Below are 17,740 nucleotides of genomic sequence, written 5' to 3'. Positions count from 1 at the left end.
AAGGCCGGTCGCAGCCTATCGCAGCAGCGCCGCCTCCGCCCAGGCGACGGGTTGAGCCGCGGTCGAGGTGCTGCCGCGGGCGACGAGTTCGACGATCCGCACCCCCTTGATGTCCGCGCGCAGCGGCGCGGCGGCCATGCCGAACGCCATCGCCGGGGAGGTCGCGAGCAGGCGCCCGTCCCCCCAGACCTCGAACGTGACCGTGCCTGCCTTGGGGGTGCCGGAATCGTTGACACCGACCTTCGTCGCGAAGCGCGTGAACCCGGCGTTGCGCACCTCGAGACGCGACTGGCCGAGCACGCCGAGCCCCGTGTCGAAGTCCGTCCCGGCGATCCGCAGCAGCTTGCCATAGGGTGCCCGGTCCACCTCGGCCCCGCCCCAGCCGCCATATTGCGGATGCTCGCCAGGCCCGTGCGTACCGATCCAGGGGGTGATCGAATGGTGGATGGTTGGATCGGCCTGGGGCGACGCCACCCCGTCCACCGCCGGATTGACCCGCCCGGTCTGTTCGGAAAGATAGAGCCCGTCGGCAAGACGCCGGGTGCCGGCGGCGCGGAACACGCGCGTCTCGTGCGGAGCCAGCGACAGGGCCATTTCCTTGCGGAAGCTGCTGTCCGCCTTGCTCCACAGGTCGCGCAACCGGACATCGGTATCGGGGCGCAGCTTGAGATGCTCGGCGGTCAGCGTCGCCTTGGCAGGCTGCGCTGTCCGGTTGACGACCGCGACGCCCTTGCTGCCGTCGGCCAGCGTCTTGACGAGGATCTGCACCTCGTCCGAGTCATAGGCGAGCACCGCCTGATTGCCGGCCGGGTCCTGGTTCAGCGCGACGATGTCGGCATTGCCGAAGATCACGAGCAGATCGGGCGTCAGCTTGCGCAGATCATAGCCGATGATCAGCGGCGAGTTCAGCATCGCCCAGAGCGTGAAGTGCGCCCGCGCCTCGACCAGATGGCTGCGATCGAAATCGCCCGACCCGACGAACAGCATGTCGGCGTCGTTCCACGACCCGGGATGCGCATAGAGCGCACGGTGCGTGACGGTGTCCATATTGGTCAGCATGCGCGGCCAGAGCGGCTGGATGTCGTCGCTGGTGCGCGAGGTGTTGCCGACGTCCTTGCCCCAGGCGCGCACGTCGCCGGCGCCCCAGAGGCACAGCGAGTAGACATAGGGACGTCCCGCCGCCTCGGCGCGGATCGCCGCCCCGACATCTTCGTAGAGGCGGCGGATACCCGCGACGTCGGACCGGCCGAGCGACTGCATGTCGACCAGCGGCGGCAGCGCGCGATAGAGGCCCGATCGCACGCGCGGCGCATCCGCGGGCAACCCCCGGATACCGCAGGCATCGACCTTGATGAAATCGAAATTCCAGTCGCGGAAATAGGTCTTCATGTCCTGATCGACATGGCCGTAGAGCCCGACTTCGCGTTCGGCGACGCTGCCTTCGGGCTGGTTCTTGAAATCGGGGGTGTAGATCTGGCCGCAGCTGTTGCGGCCGATATCCGAATAGATCCCGGCCTTCAGCCCCATCGCATGGAGCCGGTCGGTGAGCGGGCGGAAGCTGGTGTCGGGGCCGGTCGCCGCAGACGGGAAATGGCTGGTGCGGATGATCATCCGCCCGTCAGGCTGGCGGCGCTTCAGCCACCAGCCGTCGTCGATATTGACGTAGCGATAGCCGAGCGTTGCCAGCTTCGTGTCGACCAGCGCCTGCGCGGAGGCGAGCACCTTCTCCTCGTCGACATCGCTGTTAAACGCGTTCCACGAATTCCAGCCCATCGGCGGGACGGGGGCGTGCCCATCGGCATTCGCGCTCCACCGGCCGGTCGCCGCAAGCGGATCGCGCGGGGCGGCGTGGGCGGGCGAGGCGGCGGCACCGGCGAATGCGAGCGCGGTGCCGATCAACAGGACCGAGCGGGCGATCATAGTGGCAGTGCCGCGGAAGCGCGCGCGGTGAAGCTTGACGTCGTGCCCGGAACGCCGGTGCCGGGCTGGCCCGACCCCAGCGTCACGCGGTACGTGCCGGCGGCGACCGATCGCGTGCCGTCGAGCGCGACCGAACTCAGGTCGCGCGGCGAGAGGTCGAAGCTGAGCATGCGGGTTTCTCCGGGGTTGAGGTCGACGCGGCGAAATCCGCGCAGTGCGATCCGCGGCGTGCCGGGCTGGTCGGGGAAATCGAGGTAGAGCTGCGCGACTTCGGGGCCCGCGCGCGTGCCGATATTGCGGAGCCGCGCGGTGACGCGGATGCCGGTCTCCGCCCCGTCCGGCGCGGGTTCGACCCGGATCGAGTCATAGGCGAAGCGCGTGTAGCTGAGCCCCGCCCCGAACGGATAGACGGGCGTGCCGGTGAAATAGCGATAGGTGCGCCCGGCCATCGCATAGTCGCCGAACGGCGGCAGATCCGCGACGCTACGGTAGAAGGTCAGCGGCAGCCGGCCCGACGGATTGGTCCGGCCGGTCAGGATATTCGCCGCGGCGAGCCCGCCCTGTTCGCCCGGATACCAGGCCTCTAGGATGGCGGCCGCGTGATCCTTGGCCCAGGCGAGATTGATTGGGCTGCCGTTCATCGCGACCAGCACGATCGGCTTGCCCGCGGCGCGCGCCTGTTCGAGCATCGCGATCTGGTCGGCGGGAAGGTCGAGCGTGGTCTTGTCGCCGCCGGCGAAGCCCGGGACGCTGACGCCGGTTTCCTCGGCTTCGAGATCGGAGGTGAGGCCGACGACCGCGACGACGATGTCGGCCGCCGCGGCGGCGCGTTTCAGCGCGGCGGCGGGATCGTCCGATACGCGTTTCCAGACGAGATCGCCGCCGCCGCCGTCGATCTCGATGCGGTAGCGTCGCCCGGCGGTGAGCGTGAGCGTCTTCATCCCGGGCAGATCGTTCCAGCGCGCCTTGCGACGGTCCGACACGACCACCCCGTCGACTTCCAGCACGCCACCCGCGCCCGACAGGCCGAGGCGATAGGTGCCGGTTTCGGGGGGGATGAGGAATCCGGTCCGGATCGTCCGGTGCACGTCGGCGACCCCGGCCAGCGCGAGCTGACGGTCGCCGACATCGGGTTCGATCCGGGTCACGACGGGGGTGTCCCGATAGCGCACCGCCGCGACGATCGCGTCGCGCGTGCCGGGGGCAAAAGCGGCCGGCAGCGGGGCGACCGGGTTGTAATAGCGTGCGAGCACGCCCGGCTTGCCATCGGGGGTCTGCAGCGCGGAGGTCGGAACGCGGTCGCCGTCGGTCACCGACTCGCCGAACGGGACCAGCGTGATTCTGTCAGTGCCGAGCGTCGTGCGCAGGCCGTCGACGATCGAGACGGGCGGTCCCGACAAGGGCGATGCATAGTTGCCGCGCAACACGCGCGTGGCGTCGCCCAACGGCCCGATCACCGCGACCTTCGTCCCGGCGCGCAGCGGCAGGACGCCGTCATTCTTCAGCAACACCATCGACCGCTCGGCGGCGGTCAGCGCGAGGCGGCGATGCTCGGCGGCACCGACCGCGTCGACCGGTACCGCCGCGGGCGCGCCGGCCAGACCGGGCAGATCGCCGGTGCGGTAGCGCGCCGCGAACAGGCGGACGAGGCTGCGGTCGATATCGGCCTGGGTGACGAGGTCGCGCTGCAACGCGGTGCGATAGCGGGCGTCGAGCCCCGCCGTGTCGCTCAGCGTATCCCCGCTGCACTCATTGTCGACACCCGCGCGCAGTGCCGCGGCGACCGCGGCGGCGCCGTCGGGGGCATATTTGTGGTTGTCGGCAATGTCCTTCACCGCGTCGCAATCGGACACGACATAGCCCGAAAACCCCCAGGCGCCGCGCAGATGCGTCTTGAGCAGCGGGTCGCTGGCACAGGCGGGCTGACCGTTGATGCGGTTATACGCGCACATGACCGACCCCGCCTGTCCGTCGACGATCGCCGCGCGGAACGCCGGCAGGAACGTATCCTCAAGGTCGTGCGCGGAGACATAGACATTCGCCTGGTGTCGCGTGGCTTCCGGCCCGCTGTGGACGGCGAAATGCTTCGGCGTGGCGATGACGTGCGGGCGCTCCGGATCGGGGCCCTGCAGGCCACGGACGAAGGCGACGCCCATCGCCGCGGTCAGGACGGGATCCTCGCCATAGGTTTCCTGCCCGCGCCCCCAGCGCGGATCGCGGAAGATGTTGATGTTGGGAGACCAGCTGTCGAGCCCGGTGCCGATATGCCCGACCCGCCCCGTTTCGCGCGCCAGCGTGTGGAGCCCGCGGACCTCGGTGCTGATCGCGCCCGCCACCGCCTCGACGAGCGGCGCATCGAAGCTCGCGGCCAGACCGATCGGCTCGGGAAAATTGGTCGTCGCGATCGGGCCCAGCGCGCCGTGGAGCGATTCCGTCCACCAGTTATAGGCCGGAATGTCGAGCCGCGGGATGGCGGGCGCGACGTTGAGCAGTTGCGGCAGCTTCTCGTCCGCGCGCAGCTGCGCGACGAGCGCGGTGGCCATGACCGTGGCCTGGTCGGGCGCTGCCGGGCTGGTCTGTGCGGCGACCGGGGCCGCGACGAGCGCCATCGCAAGCGCGAGCGACGGGCCGATCGCCGCGCGCCGGGTGGGCATCATAGTCTTGCGCATCATCGTCTTCCCCATGCTCGCAGGACGCCGCCGCCCGCGCATCACGATAGCGGCGTTTCGAACGGGCCGACGGGCAGCCCTGCATCGTCGACCAGGTTGATCGCGGGCGCGTCCGACCAGGCATAGCGGACCCGCGTGACGGGCTGGCCGTCGCCGGGCAGCGTCACCTGCGAGCCGACGACCGTGCCGGATGCGTAGCGACAGCTTGCGGCGGCGGCACCGCACAGCTCGAACCCGATCGCCTCGCGCGCGCTCTTCGCGTGCAGCGCGCCGGTCACGCCGGAAAAATCGAGCGCGACGCCGCCGCCGGGCGCGCGCTGTGCACGGGCGATGGCCGGGCCCGAGGGTGCGATCCGCTCGCCATAGACCGTCGCCCGCATGACCTGGGCAAGGCGCTGGCCGACCGCATGTTTTTCACCCGGATGGATGTCGAGCGCATCGCCGATGTCGAGCGTGACCGCGACGCCGGCGTGGCGATCCGCGGCGGCGACGCGACGTTGTGCATCGCGCACGGTGGCCCAGCCGCTCTCGCCTGGCGCAAAGGACGGTGCGCCGTAGCCAGCGAGCTGGGCGATGGCGAAGCCGGCCTGCGGGCTGCCGAGACGCGTGCGCCAGTCGGCGATCAGCGCGGTGAGACGCTGATCATAGCCCGGTATGCCGGTGTCGGACTCGCCCTGGTACCAGGCGATCCCGGCGACGCGCGTCCGACCGAGCGGCGCGATCATCGCATTGTAGAGCGTCCCGGCGCCGTTGATGTCGTCCCACGGCACCCGGGGGGCGGAACCCGCGATCCGCTGTGCCTTCGCATAGCGCCAGCCGTCGCCGAGCGGCACGCTGCTCCCGTCCCCGAAGGTGATCCGCATCGTGTCCGCAGGACCGGTCATCCCGCCATAGGCATAGACGTCGTCGTCGTTGACGGTGATGACGTTGCGCCCGGCCTTCAGCGTGCCGACGGGCAGCGCATAGACGCGCGATTGTGCGGCGAGGCTGCTGCCACCGACACCGACTCCGTTCACCCAGGTCCGGTCGGCATCGTCGATCGTCCCCAGCACGAGCGTGGCGGGACCGCGCGCCTGTTCGGCGGTGATCTCGACGCTGCGCTGATACCACAGCATGCCGTTGTAGCTGGCGAGGTCGGCGATGCCCCAGGTCTCGAAATTGGTCATCGCGGGCACCGCCTGCCAGTCGAGCGCGGCGCCGGGCTGCCACGGCTCGCGCCCGACCGCGTCGCCCGATCCGGTCCGCCACCATGTCTCCCACAGCGTCATCGCACGCCGGCTCGCCGCCGCGGGATCGCGGGCATAGAGCGCGAGCAGATCCGCCTGGTCGCCGAGCCCCGCCTGCCGCAGCGCGGGATCGCTCATCCACGCGCTGATCCGCGACCCGCCCCAGCTCGAATGGATCGCGCCGATCGGCACGGCCGCGCTTCGCCGGAGCGCCTGCGCCATGTAAAAGCAGGCCGCGGAGAAGGCGGGCTGGCTCGCCGGGCCGGCGACGGTCCAGCGCACCGCATCGTCAAGCCGCGCGACGGGCGTCGCGGCGGCGCGCTTCGGGATGGTCAGCAGGCGCAGGCCGGCGTCGACGGGTGCATGCGCATCGGGGATCAGGTCCTGCGCCTCGCTGACCGCCAGTTCCATGTTGCTCTGGCCCGAGCAGAGATAGACATCGCCGATCAACACATCGTGCAGCACCGCCGCACCGCTCTGCGCCGCGATCGTCAGATCATAGGGACCGCCGGCGTCGAGCGCGGGCAGCTCCGCAGCGAAGCGGCCCTTTTGGTCCGCCTTTGCCGTGACCGAACGCCCCGCCAGCGTGATCATCACCGTTTCCCCCGCCGCCGCCTCGCCGGTCAGCGCGATCGGCTGGCCCCGCTGGATCACCGCGTGATCGGCGAGCACGCCGTCGAGGCGCGGGGCGGCCAGCGCGGCGGACGCGTTGCTGGCGAGAAGGACGGCGATGGCGAGACGCACGGGCAGGCGTTGCATGATTTGATGGGTCCTCTGGCGGGTCAGACGGGCCGGAGCCCGTAGCGAGCGAAACGGTCGATACGATCGCGGTGGTGGGGCGCGCTGGCCACTAGACAGTGTATCCGGGCGTCGTTCTCCATCGACCCGGGCATCACCGCCGTGCGTGCGCGGAGGCTGACGACTATGTCGTTACCAGCGCAGTCTATCGCGGGCAGGGGTAGCGTGTTGCTCTGAATGGCAAAGTCGTGCGCGAAGGCGGGCAGCGCGCAGGTCAGCGTGGCAAGGCTGGTCGCGTGCGCGACCGTAGGGCCGCCGCGGGCGAGCGTCGGGTTTTGGGCCGCAACGGTGGAAGCAGCAGACGTCGTCGAGCCCATCCTTGCCTCCCCTCATGGGTCGCATTGCCTCATCGTGCGTGAGGCATGGGCGACCGAATTGCATGTCTCCGACTTCAGAAGGACATGCGCAATTTAGCAGTTGCGATAGCGCTCACACTACCTCGGATATCGGGCGTTGCAAGTATTTGTCGGAGTGAAGACAAAACAGCTCACAAATGCCGGAGCGCCATGCGATCTGGAGCACGATTGATAAGACTATAGGCTGAATGGCCGCCCGGGACAGGCTGGACTATGCGCGGCATGATGCGGCTGCCGAGCGCACGTCGACGCTCGCCGGAGAGTACGGTTCGGCGTTGCAATATCAGAAGAAAAATGGTGCCCGGAGACGGGGTCGAACCGCCGACACTGCGATTTTCAGTCGCATGCTCTACCAACTGAGCTATCCGGGCATCGTCCGATCGGGATCGGATGAAGGGCCGATCGTGCGATCGGAAGGGCGCGTTTAGTCGGGCTCTTCACCGCTGTCTAGCCCCGTTTGCGATATTGCGCGGCCGGGGATGCGATAGCCTTCGCCGAGCCATTGCAGCAGGTCGCGGTCGCGGTGTCGGCTCGAGCAAAAGGGGGCGTAGTCGGGGACGGCGGGCTGGCCGCAGATCGGGCATTTCACGGCGGGCATCAGCGGCTCTCCAGATCGTGGACGACGCCCGTACGACGGGCGAGCGTCGCCAGCCAGTCGGGGTGCGCCATGAGGCGGGCATGGACCGCGGCGGGCAGCGCATGGCGCCGCGGGGCGGTCGGCGGGGTGCGTTCGAGCGTGCGCAACGCCGCGCGGGCGGCGGCGCCGACCGGATCGGCGCGCAGGATCTCGGGGATCGAGGCGCGGGCGCGCGGGCGGATGATCTGCAGAAAGCCGAAGCCGTTGACCGCGGTGCGCTCGAACGGGGGCGGCAGCGTCGCGTCGATCGCCGCGGCGACGGCGTTTCGCTGCGCCTTGCCCGCGATGGTGGGGAAGTCGACGCCGATCGAGCCGCCGATCCCGTGGCGGCGGATCGCGCGCGCGACGGCGTGCGCGGCGGCGACCGCCAGCGGGTCGAGCGGCGGCGCGCCGTCGACATCGAACAGCGTCATCGCCGGCGTCGGGGACAGCCGCAGCGCACCGAGCGGGAAGACGATCTCGCCGCTCATCGCCTCGTCGAGCAGTTCGGACCAGCCCGCGGCCTCCAGCGCGTCGGGCTCGTGCGCGCGCGGGGCATGGATCGGCAGGCCGGTCGCGACGAGGCGGTCGTACAGCGTCGGCGCGGCGCAGGGCGGTCGGTCGGTGGCGTTCGCCTTGGCGAGCTTGGCGCGGCCGGCCTCGGGCAGGGCCTCGCGGACGATCTCGACGGTCAGGCTGGCGCCCTGCGTGATGCCGGGCGGGAGGTGGCTGACCAGCGCCTCGCCGCCGTCGAGCGCGACGCGGCCGCGCCCGCCGCCCAGCGCCTCGACGAGACGTGCGCGCGCGACGTGGCCGACGCGCAGCGCCACGTCGTCGCGCTCGATCAGTGCCTCGACGATCTGGTCATTCTCGACCAGCGCGGCGCGGTCTTCGCCGATGCCGGCTTCGTAGAGCCAGACGGGGCCGGGTTCAGGCAAGCGCGAGCCCGGCGGTCTTCAGCAATGCGCGGGTTTCGAACAGCGGAAGCCCCACGACCCCCGAATGGCTGCCCGAGAGAAAGCGCACGAACGCCTCCGCGCGGCCCTGGATCGCATAGCCGCCCGCCTTGCCGAGCCCTTCGCCGCACGCGATGTAGTCGTCGATCTCGGCGCTCGAGAGCGGCTTGAACGCGACGATCGTGTCGGCGAGGCGGGTGCGGACGGTGCCGGCGGCGTCGATCACGCAGACCGCGGACAGGCAGTGATGACGTCGCCCGGACAATTTGCCGAGCAGGTCGCGCTGGATGTCGGGCGTATCGGCGGGCGGCAGGATGCGGCGGCCGAGCGCGATGGTGGTGTCGCCGGCGATGACGATCTCACCCGCCGCGCGATCGACCGCGCATGCCTTCTCGACCGCGAGACGCAGCGCATAGGCGCGCGGCACTTCGGCCCGGTGCGGGCTTTCGTCGATATCGGGGGACGCCACGCGCGACGGCACGACGCCGAGCCGCGCCAGCAGGTCGCGGCGGCGGGGCGAGGAGGAGGCTAGGACGAGCACAATTGCCTCGATCTTGCTGCACGACCGCGGACGACCCGCGGCCAGCGCTTATTTGAAGCGGTAGGTGATGCGACCCTTGGTCAGATCATACGGGGTGAGTTCACACAGCACCTCGTCGCCGACCAGCACGCGGATGCGGTTCTTGCGCATCTTGCCGGCGGTGTGACCGAGAATCTCGTGGTCGTTTTCGAGCTGTACCCGGAACATCGCGTTGGGGAGGAGTTCCACCACGCGGCCGCGCATCTCGAGCAGTTCTTCCTTGGCCAAATATAATCTCTGAATTGGGGGAATTTCGGGACGAGCGCCCTTACCGCAGGTTCGCGAAAAAGGAAAGCACGCCCGAAAGGCGCGCATGGCCCTTATGCCCATACGCGCCCGTCAGACCTGGATGTCGGTGTTCGCCGCGTCCGAAACAAGGGCGCGTCACAGCAGCCCGGGCTGTGTGCCGGTGGCTTCGCGCGCGGCGCGGCGGAAGGCGGCGCGGTCGACATTGGGGATTCGCGGCCGCTTGCCCTGGAACAGGTCGGCGAGCGTGAGGATCTGAAGCCGCGGGAACGTCTCGTCGACGCCCGCGCGATAGATGCCGACCGCAGCGGCGCGGCGCTCCATCTCGCGCGTTGGCCTGGCGTTCATGATCAGCACGCCGATCGGCGCCTTTTCGCGCGCGATCGTCGCGGCGAGCGTCTCGACCATCGCGACATCGGGATTAAGCCCGCCCTTGACCGAGACGATCGCACGGTGCGTGACCATCTTCCCCGCAGTGACATCGTGATCGTTGAAATAGATGAGCCCGTCGATCCCGCCATCCGCCCCCTTCTTGCGGCCGCCAAAAGGGAGCGCATCGACCAGCGACACCGCCCACCACTGAAACTGGTATTTGTCGCGCAGCGCCAGATCGCGTGCGGAGGCGAGGTCGGTCGGCGTGCCCTCGACACTAAACATGACGGCGGGAAAGGCGTCGCGCATCCGCTTTTCGATCAGCGAGATCGCAAGATGCGTGACGTCGATCCCGATCCACTGGCGGCCGAGCTTCTGCGCCGCGTGGACCGCTGTGCCGCAACCGCAAAAGGGATCGAGGACGACATCCCCCTCGCGGGATGAGGCGGCGATGATACGCTCGAGCAGCGCGACCGGTTTCTGCGTCGGATAGCCGAAACGTTCCTTCGACGACGACGACAGGATCGGCATCGGCCAGACGTCCGACATCGCTTTGCCGCCGGCGAGGATATCGTCAATCCGGCGAAGCTTGTTTTTGGAATGCCCCTTGCCGCCCGGCATCCAGATCCACTCCACCCCGGCCTCGTCGACATGGACTGCCTGGCGGCGCGATGCGAGCAGTTCGCTGCGCGTCCACGGCGTCTTCGGCATGGCGAAACGGCTCCCAGCACTCTTGCCGTAGAACAGGATGACGTCGTGCTTGCGGTTGAAGAAATGCGGCAGGTCCATCAGCCGGAACGAATAGTCCCAAACGATCTCGTTCCGATACGCCTTGTGCCCGAATACGCCGTCGAGGAGGAGTTTCAGATAGTGGCTCGCGGTCGGGTCGCAGTGGAGATAGAGGCTGCCGGTCGGTTTCAGGACACGGTGCAGTTCGAGCAGCCGCACCGCCATCATCGCCAGATACGCCATCATGTCATTGTCGCCGAGAAACCCGCACATCGCGTTGAGCAGGTCGAATGCCTTGGTGTTGCCGCTGCGCGCGACCTGGTCGAAGGCTTCCTCGGCGCTGTCGTTCCAGTGCCAGCTGTCCTCGAACGCCTCGATCTGCGCGTTCGAGGCGCGGCCGTCGGGTTCCTTGAACAGGATGCCGTAGGTCGCGTTCGAATTGAACGGCGGGTCGAGATAGATCAGGTCGACGCTCTCGTCGGCGATCTCCTTGCGGAGGACGGCGAGATTGTCGCCATAGAAGAGGTGGTTTTCGGGGCGGTTGCGCATCGGGGCAGGATGCGGGGGCGCGAGCCGGTCCGTCCAAGCCAGATGCATCCGCGGACGGTCTATCGGGTCCGTTACGGCGGTATCGGCGGGGGGGATGTTACGGAGGGGGCAGCGCGTGCCGCCCCCTCCGTCAGGCTGCACCTGCTACCTCCCCCTTGCGGATGAGGATCGTCGGGTCAGCCCACCCCGCCGCCCGCGAGTGCGGCGAGCAGTAGCAGCGCGACGATGTTGGTGATCTTGATCATCGGGTTCACCGCGGGGCCGGCGGTGTCCTTGTAGGGGTCGCCGACTGTGTCGCCGGTCACCGCGGCCTTGTGCGCCTCGGATCCCTTGCCGCCGTGATTGCCGTCCTCGATATATTTCTTGGCATTGTCCCAGGCGCCGCCGCCGCTGGTCATCGAGATCGCGACGAACAGCCCCGAGACGATCACGCCGAGCAGCATCGCGCCGAGCGCGGCGAAGCCCGAGGCCTGGCCGGCGACCGCGGTGATGATGAAATAGACCGCGATCGGCGACAGCACCGGCAGCAGCGAGGGCACGATCATCTCGCGGATCGCCGCCTTCGTCACGAGATCGACGGTGCGCGCATAATTGGGGCGGCTGGTGCCGAGCATGATGCCGGGATTGTCGCGGAACTGCGCGCGGACCTCTTCGACGACCGCGCCCGCCGCGCGACCGACCGCGGTCATCCCGAACGCGCCGAACAGATAGGGGAGCAGCGCGCCGAGCAGCAGCCCGACGATGACATACGGGTTGCTGAGGCTGAAATCGACCGTGACCTGCGGGAAATAGGTCGCGAGATCGGTGGTATAGGCGCCGAACAGGACGAGCGCGGCGAGCCCGGCCGAGCCGATCGCATAGCCCTTGGTCACCGCCTTGGTGGTGTTGCCGACCGCGTCGAGCGCATCGGTCTTCTGTCGGACGTCGTCGGGCAGGCCCGCCATCTCGGCGATCCCGCCGGCATTGTCGGTGACCGGGCCGTACGCGTCGAGCGCGACGACCATGCCCGCCTGGGCGAGCATCGCGGTGGCGGCAAAGGCGATGCCGATGATCCCGGCGAGCTGGTAGGCGACGATCACCGCGACGACGATGACAAGGGTGGGCAGCGCGGTGGATTCGAGGCTGATCGCGAGGCCTTGGATGACGTTGGTGCCGTGGCCGGTCTCGGATGCCTTGGCGATCGACTGGACCGGGCGATGGTTGGTGCCGGTATAATATTCGGTGATCCACACGATCAGCCCGGTGACGACCAGCCCGATCATCATCGACCAGAACAGGTCCATGCCGGTGAAGCTCTGCGTCAGCGACGGCGCGGCCTGGGTGGTCAGGTCGTCGGTCGCGGGATCGAGATAGCCCGCGCCGCCGATCACGCGGTGGAGGTCGCCGAGCACGTACTGCGTGGCGAGGTAGATGGCGGGGATCGACAGGATCGTCGAGGTGAAGAAGCCCTTGTACAGAGCGCCCATGATGCTGCCGCCGCCGAGCCGGACCATGTAGGTGCCGATGATCGAGGTGACGATGCACACGCCGCCGACGAGCAGCGGGAGCGTCATCAGCCGCATCAGCTCGGCGCCGCTCGCCTGGATCAGCAGCGCGATCGAGATCATCGTGACGCCCAGCGTGACGACGTACGTCTCGAACAGGTCGGCGGCCATGCCCGCGCAGTCGCCGACATTGTCGCCGACATTATCGGCGATGACTGCGGGGTTGCGGGGGTCGTCTTCGGGGATGCCCGCCTCGACCTTGCCGACCAGATCCGCGCCGACGTCGGCCGCCTTGGTGAAGATGCCGCCGCCGAGCCGCGCGAAGATCGAGATCAGCGAGGCGCCGAACGCCAGGGCGGTCAGTGCCTCGACGATGATCCGGTCGTTGGGCGCGTGACCCGCGGGGCCCGTGAGGTACCAGAAGAAGGCGCTGATCGCGAGCAGCCCGAGCCCTGCGACCAGCATGCCGGTGACCGCGCCAGAGCGGAACGCCATCGTCAGCCCGGCCTGGAGCGAGGTGCGTGCGGCCTCTGCGGTGCGGACGTTCGCGCGGACCGAGATGTTCATGCCGACATAGCCCGCAACGCCCGACAGCACCGCGCCGATGACGAAGCCGATCGTCGAGATGACACCGAGCGTGGCGAGCAGGATGACGGCGACGATGACGCCGACGATCGCGATGGTCGTGTACTGGCGGCCGAGATAGGCCTTTGCGCCCTCCTGGATGGCGGCGGCGATGTCCTGCATCTTCGCGTTGCCGGGGGATGCGGCGAGCACCTGCCGACTGGTGACGAAGCCATATAGGACGGCGATGACGCCGCAGATCATGGCCAGATAGACGGTCGTCATACGGCACTATCCCTTTTTTCAGTTCCTCCCCGGTCTCGGCTTTGCCGAGTCCCGATTGGTCGAGCCTATCAGTGCGGGAACATTGCGCAAGTTATGCGGAGGGGCGGTGTTCGTAGCCAAGGCTGGCGGGCAGCGCGACCGGCTCGCCCGAGTTGTGGAGCGCCAGTCCGGCGCCGGGCGCGAAACTGCCGATCCGGGTGGCGTGGGTCACGAAGTCTTTCGGTGCGGCGAACAGCAGTTGATAATCGTCGCCTGCGGTCGCCGCCGCGATCCGATCGCCCGAAAAGGCGCGATAGGCGGGCGACAGCGGAATGCTGGCGAGGTCGATCGCCACCGCGAGCCCGCTCGCACGCGCCATTCGCCCGGCGTCGATCAGGAGGCCGTCGGACACGTCCATCATCGCATGGACGTGTGGCGCGAGGATGCGGCCGTCGGCGAGGCGGGGCTGCGGGCGCCGGTATGCGGCGAGCAGTTCGGGGGGGCCATCCTTGCCGCGCGCGATGGCGAGGCCAGCGCCCGCGTCGCCGATCGTGCCGGTGACGTAGAGCGCGTCCCCCGGCTTCGCGCCGGCGCGGGCGGGGGCGGCGGCGTCGCTGCCGAAGGCGGTGACGGTGAGGATGCGGGGCGCTCCCGGGGGGAGGGTGACCGTGTCGCCGCCGATCAGCCGCGTGTCATGGGCCGTAAGGATGTCGGCGAGGCCTTCGAGGAACGCGCGGTCCCATGCGTCGTCGCCGAGGGGGTAATTGAGCAGGATGCCCTCGGGGACCGCACCCTTGGCGGCGAGATCGGACAGGTTGGTCGCGACGAGCTTCCACGCGACGTCCTGTGGAGGGTCGGTAGGGAGGAAATGCACGCCCTCGACCAGCGTGTCGGTGGTGACGACGAGGGGCCCTGCGTCGAGCAGCGCGGTGTCGTCGTTCAGGCCGCGTGCCGCGGGGTGGAGCGGGAGGCGGCGCAGCGCGGCGATGAACTCGGCTTCGGTCATGTCCTCCGCCAATACAGCACCGTCATCCTGACGAAAGTCAGGATCTAGAGCCGCAAACGTTGCGCTCCGTCACTCTGGATCCTGGGTCAAGCCCAGGATGACGAGCGTTTACGCCCGAACCTCATTCGCGATGCCGTCGAGCAGGCCGTTCACGAAGCCCGATTCGCGCTTGTCGTAAAAGGCGTGCGCGACGTCGACATATTCGCTGATCACCGCGGCGACCGGCACGTCCTTGCGCGCCAGCAGCTCGTAGGTGCCGACGCGGATGATCGCCTTCATCGGCTTGTCGAGCCGCGCGAGCGTCCAGCCCTTGGCGAGCTTGCCCTCGATCAGCAGGTCGATCTCGCCGCTGCGGGCATTCGCGCCGGTCACGAGGTCGTCGAAGAAATCGACGTCCGCCTCGGCATATTCGACGTCTTCGATCGTCGCGCCGAGCCGGTGCTGATGGAATTCGTTGAGCAGGACGGGCATCGCGGTACCCTCCATCTCATGCTGGTAGGTCGCCTGGACGGCGGCGAGTCGCGCGGCGGCGCGTGCCTTGGTGCGGGGAGCGGTTCTGGACATAAGCGGTTGCCTGTACGCGCGGGGGGGCTGCGTGTCAGCCCTTCGCGTTTCGGGCGTGTCTAAGCGAAGAAGATTGGTTCGCGCGGAGGCGCGGAGGCGCGGAGGCGCGGAGGTGTCGACCTTGCCGCGCAGCGGCCCTCCAATCACCTGCTGGTGATGATCGGAGCGGCTGCGCCGTATACAACATCTCCGCGCCTCCGCGCCTCCGCGCGAACAAAAATCAGTGGTTGAGGCGAAGCCGCAACGCCACCGATTTTGCGTGGGCCGGTAAACCCTCGGCGTTGGCAAGCGCGACGGTGGCGGGGCCGAGTTCGCGCAGCGCGGCCTCATCGAGCGCCAAGAAGCTTGTCCGCTTCATGAAGTCGAGAACCGACAACCCGCTGGCGAACCGCGCGCGGCGGCCGGTCGGCAGGACGTGATTCGGGCCGGCGACGTAATCGCCGATCGCCTCGGGGGTGTAGCGGCCGAGGAACACCGAGCCCGCATGGCGGACGCGGTCGAAAAAGCCCTGCGGATCGGGGATGGCGAGCTGGAGATGCTCGGCGGCGAGCCGATCGACCAGCGGGATCGCGTTCGCCAGCGTGTCGACGACGATGATCGCGCCGTTCGCATCCCAGGCGACGCGCGCGACCGCCTCGGTGGCGAGCGCGCTGAGCTGGCGATCGACCGCGTCGGCGACCTTGTCGGCAAACGCCGCGTCGTCAGTGAAGAGGATCGACTGGGTGGTGACGTCGTGCTCGGCTTGGCTGAGCAGGTCGGCGGCGGTCCATTCGGGGTCGTTCAGCGCGTCCGCGACGACGACGATCTCGGAGGGCCCTGCGACCATGTCGATGCCGACGACGCCGTAGACCTGGCGCTTGGCCTCCGCGACCCAGGCGTTGCCGGGGCCTGTGATGACGTCGACGGGCGCGATCCGACCGGCGCCGTAAGCGAGTGCGGCGACGGCCTGCGCGCCACCGACGCGCCAAACCTCGTCGACGCCCGCGAGATGCGCGGCGGCGAGGACGAGCGGGTTGATCTGGCCGTCCGGGGTCGGCGTGACCATCGCGAGCCGGCCGACGCCTGCGACCTTGGCGGGGATCGCGTTCATCAGCAGCGACGAGGGATAGGCCGCGCGACCGCCGGGGACATAGATGCCCGCGGCGTCGACCGGGAGCCAGCGGGCGCCGAGCCGGACACCCGCGGAATCGACCGAGTCGCTGTCGAGCGGGCGCTGCTTCTCGTGATACGCCCGGATGCGAGTCGCGGCGAGTTCGAGCGCGGTGCGCAGCTCGGGCTCGAGCGCGTCGAACGCGGCCTTGCTATCGGCGGCGTCGATCTGCCAGCCGGTCGCTTCGAGGTCGTGGCGGTCGTGCTTCTGCGTCAGGTCGCGCAGCGCGGTCTCGCCGTCGCGGCGGACGGACGCGATGATCGCGGCAACATCCTGCGTGACGCCGGCGTCCGATTCGCGGCGGTCCTCGACGAGCGCGGTGAAGCGGTCGGCGAAGTCGGCGTCGGTGGTGGAAAGGCGGATCATGCGGCCTGCTCCTGCTCGACGGCACGGCGGAACGCCTCGACCAGCGGCACCACGCGTGCGCGCGTCTTCATCGCGGCGCGGTTGACGACCAGGCGGCTGGTGACGTCCATGATCCGCTCGACCTCGACCAAGCCGTTTTCCTTGAGCGTGCGGCCCGACGAGACGAGGTCGACAATACGCGGCGCGAGGCCGAGCGTCGGGGCGAGCTCCATCGCGCCGTTCAGCTTCACGCATTCGGCCTGGACGCCGCGGGCGGCGAAATGCGCGGCGGTGACGTGCGGATATTTGGTCGCGACGCGGACATGGCTCCACCCGCGCGGATCGTCCTTGGCCGCCATTGCGGTCGGCTCGGCGACCGACAGGCGACAATGGCCGATGCCGAGATCGACCGGGGCATAGAGTTCGGAATAGCCGAATTCGGCGATCACGTCCGAGCCGACGATGCCGAGCTGCGCCGCGCCGTGCGCGACGAAGGTCGCGACATCGAACGCGCGGACGCGGATCAGCGAGATGTCGGGGTCGTTGGTCGCGAAGCGGAGCGCGCGGCTGTCCTCGTCCGAAAACGCCGCTTCGGGATGGATGCCGGCGCGGGCGAGCAGCGGCAAAGCCTCGGCGAGGATACGTCCCTTGGGGACGGCGATGATGATCTGGGAGTCTGGCACGCGCCGGGCTTTACGATCGGGCTGGGGAGGGTGCAACCGGATCGCCCCGATCGCCACAACAATACGGCCCGGGATCGCTCCCGGGCCGTCGTGGTGCCTTAGTAGAAGAAGCCGTTGTTGACCTGTGCGACGCGACCGTTGCGCGTGTCGACCAGGACGACGTCGCGGCCGTAGCGGACCCAGCGCTGATAGCCGAAGCCCGGGCGTGGCAGGCGATAGGTCTGGTAGTCGTTGATCCAGTAGTTGCGGCCATAATATTGCGGCGCGAACCGGTGGCCGACGTTGATCGGGCGATAACGATAGCCGCGCGGGCCGACATAGGCCGGACGACGATAGACGTTGGCGTGGCTGCGGCGATAGTCACGCCAGTCCTCGCGGCGCTCCTGACGGTCTTCGCGCAGCTCGCGGCGGGCATCGCGGACGTCGCCGCGGTCGCCGAAACGGCGCGCCTGCTGAAGTTCGCGCTGGCTCTGACGCACTTCACGGTCGCTGCGGCGGACTTCGCCATAGCTCTGCGCGCTGGCAAACGTGGGGACCAAGGTTGCGGCGGCTACAGCCGCGAGGATGATCTTACGCATAATGCTCTCCTGTCTTCGACGCCGTATCAAACGGCATGACAGGGGATTTGCTCCCCGGCCGCTGAACGGTTTCAGAATGTGCTGG

General features: G+C 68.8%; 15 protein-coding genes and 1 tRNA gene. All 16 read right to left on the bottom strand.

The window, feature by feature from the left end; all coding sequences use genetic code 11:
• Positions 1–15: 15 nt before the first annotated feature.
• Positions 16–1,920: an NPCBM/NEW2 domain-containing protein gene (locus tag J3A66_RS08700; protein ID WP_209568300.1), complete on the bottom strand. Its 1,905-nt coding sequence runs from the start codon at positions 1,918–1,920 to the stop codon at positions 16–18.
• Positions 1,917–4,592: a glycoside hydrolase family 3 C-terminal domain-containing protein gene (locus tag J3A66_RS08695; RefSeq protein WP_245336738.1), complete on the bottom strand. Its 2,676-nt coding sequence runs from the start codon at positions 4,590–4,592 to the stop codon at positions 1,917–1,919. Before J3A66_RS08695 ends, J3A66_RS08700 begins: the two co-directional genes overlap by 4 nt.
• Before the next feature lie 38 nt (positions 4,593–4,630).
• Positions 4,631–6,574: a sialate O-acetylesterase gene (locus tag J3A66_RS08690; protein ID WP_209568299.1), complete on the bottom strand. Its 1,944-nt coding sequence runs from the start codon at positions 6,572–6,574 to the stop codon at positions 4,631–4,633.
• 23 nt (positions 6,575–6,597) lie between these two features.
• Positions 6,598–6,930, bottom strand: a complete 333-nt coding sequence (locus tag J3A66_RS08685) for a hypothetical protein (RefSeq protein WP_209568296.1) — start codon at positions 6,928–6,930, stop codon at positions 6,598–6,600.
• Between the two features lie 334 nt (positions 6,931–7,264).
• Positions 7,265–7,340, bottom strand: a tRNA-Phe gene (locus J3A66_RS08680).
• A 53-nt stretch (positions 7,341–7,393) separates the two neighbouring features.
• Positions 7,394–7,567, bottom strand: coding sequence for a DNA gyrase inhibitor YacG (yacG, locus tag J3A66_RS08675; RefSeq protein WP_081877796.1), 174 nt, complete (start codon positions 7,565–7,567; stop codon positions 7,394–7,396).
• Entirely contained in the window at positions 7,567–8,523 is a 957-nt protein-coding gene (locus J3A66_RS08670; RefSeq protein WP_166747073.1) for a ribonuclease, read from the bottom strand. Before J3A66_RS08670 ends, yacG begins: the two co-directional genes overlap by 1 nt.
• A complete protein-coding gene (locus tag J3A66_RS08665; protein WP_031441080.1) occupies positions 8,516–9,085 on the bottom strand; it encodes a nucleoside triphosphate pyrophosphatase in 570 nt (189 codons plus the stop codon). Before J3A66_RS08665 ends, J3A66_RS08670 begins: the two co-directional genes overlap by 8 nt.
• Before the next feature lie 45 nt (positions 9,086–9,130).
• On the bottom strand, positions 9,131–9,349 hold the full coding sequence (gene infA, locus J3A66_RS08660) for a translation initiation factor IF-1 (RefSeq protein ID WP_031441079.1): 219 nt from the start codon (positions 9,347–9,349) through the stop codon (positions 9,131–9,133).
• Positions 9,350–9,505: 156 nt separating this feature from the next.
• Positions 9,506–11,017, bottom strand: a complete 1,512-nt coding sequence (locus J3A66_RS08655) for a DNA methyltransferase (protein ID WP_209568290.1) — start codon at positions 11,015–11,017, stop codon at positions 9,506–9,508.
• A gap of 176 nt (positions 11,018–11,193) precedes the next feature.
• Entirely contained in the window at positions 11,194–13,350 is a 2,157-nt protein-coding gene (locus J3A66_RS08650) for a sodium-translocating pyrophosphatase (protein WP_056679121.1), read from the bottom strand.
• A gap of 91 nt (positions 13,351–13,441) precedes the next feature.
• Positions 13,442–14,335 (bottom strand): thiamine-phosphate kinase, encoded by an 894-nt coding sequence (gene thiL, locus J3A66_RS08645; protein ID WP_209568288.1) that lies wholly within the window; start codon positions 14,333–14,335, stop codon positions 13,442–13,444.
• Between the two features lie 108 nt (positions 14,336–14,443).
• Complete coding sequence (gene nusB, locus J3A66_RS08640) at positions 14,444–14,899, bottom strand: transcription antitermination factor NusB (protein ID WP_209568286.1); 456 nt, start codon at positions 14,897–14,899, stop codon at positions 14,444–14,446.
• Positions 14,900–15,119: 220 nt separating this feature from the next.
• On the bottom strand, positions 15,120–16,415 hold the full coding sequence (gene hisD, locus J3A66_RS08635; protein WP_209568284.1) for a histidinol dehydrogenase: 1,296 nt from the start codon (positions 16,413–16,415) through the stop codon (positions 15,120–15,122).
• Positions 16,412–17,077 carry an ATP phosphoribosyltransferase gene (gene hisG / locus J3A66_RS08630; RefSeq protein ID WP_037530845.1) on the bottom strand — a complete coding sequence of 222 codons (666 nt, stop codon included), beginning with the start codon at positions 17,075–17,077 and terminating at the stop codon, positions 16,412–16,414. The genes hisD and hisG overlap by 4 nt, the downstream gene beginning before the upstream one ends.
• A gap of 98 nt (positions 17,078–17,175) precedes the next feature.
• The gene (locus J3A66_RS08625) at positions 17,176–17,655 is read right to left on the bottom strand and encodes an RcnB family protein (RefSeq protein ID WP_031441073.1); all 480 of its coding nucleotides are present in this window, start codon (positions 17,653–17,655) and stop codon (positions 17,176–17,178) included.
• Positions 17,656–17,740: the final 85 nt, after the last annotated feature.

This window comes from Sphingomonas sp. PvP018 (assembly GCF_017876865.1).
GTDB lineage: Bacteria > Pseudomonadota > Alphaproteobacteria > Sphingomonadales > Sphingomonadaceae > Sphingomonas > Sphingomonas aerolata.
Note: the sequence above shows the minus strand (reverse complement) of the source record. Positions and strands in the feature narration are given on the sequence as shown.

Excerpts from the sequence above, each read along its gene's own strand:
- J3A66_RS08700 (WP_209568300.1), bottom strand. The coding sequence starts at position 1,920 with ATGATCGCCCGCTCGGTCCTGTTGATCGGCACCGCGCTCGCATTCGCC.
- J3A66_RS08695 (WP_245336738.1), bottom strand. The coding sequence starts at position 4,592 with ATGATGCGCAAGACTATGATGCCCACCCGGCGCGCGGCGATCGGCCCG.
- J3A66_RS08690 (WP_209568299.1), bottom strand. The coding sequence starts at position 6,574 with ATGCAACGCCTGCCCGTGCGTCTCGCCATCGCCGTCCTTCTCGCCAGC.
- J3A66_RS08685 (WP_209568296.1), bottom strand. The coding sequence starts at position 6,930 with ATGGGCTCGACGACGTCTGCTGCTTCCACCGTTGCGGCCCAAAACCCG.
- yacG (WP_081877796.1), bottom strand. The coding sequence starts at position 7,567 with ATGCCCGCCGTGAAATGCCCGATCTGCGGCCAGCCCGCCGTCCCCGAC.
- J3A66_RS08655 (WP_209568290.1), bottom strand. The coding sequence starts at position 11,017 with ATGCGCAACCGCCCCGAAAACCACCTCTTCTATGGCGACAATCTCGCC.
- J3A66_RS08650 (WP_056679121.1), bottom strand. The coding sequence starts at position 13,350 with ATGACGACCGTCTATCTGGCCATGATCTGCGGCGTCATCGCCGTCCTA.
- thiL (WP_209568288.1), bottom strand. The coding sequence starts at position 14,335 with ATGACCGAAGCCGAGTTCATCGCCGCGCTGCGCCGCCTCCCGCTCCAC.
- nusB (WP_209568286.1), bottom strand. The coding sequence starts at position 14,899 with ATGTCCAGAACCGCTCCCCGCACCAAGGCACGCGCCGCCGCGCGACTC.
- hisD (WP_209568284.1), bottom strand. The coding sequence starts at position 16,415 with ATGATCCGCCTTTCCACCACCGACGCCGACTTCGCCGACCGCTTCACC.
- J3A66_RS08625 (WP_031441073.1), bottom strand. The coding sequence starts at position 17,655 with ATGCGTAAGATCATCCTCGCGGCTGTAGCCGCCGCAACCTTGGTCCCC.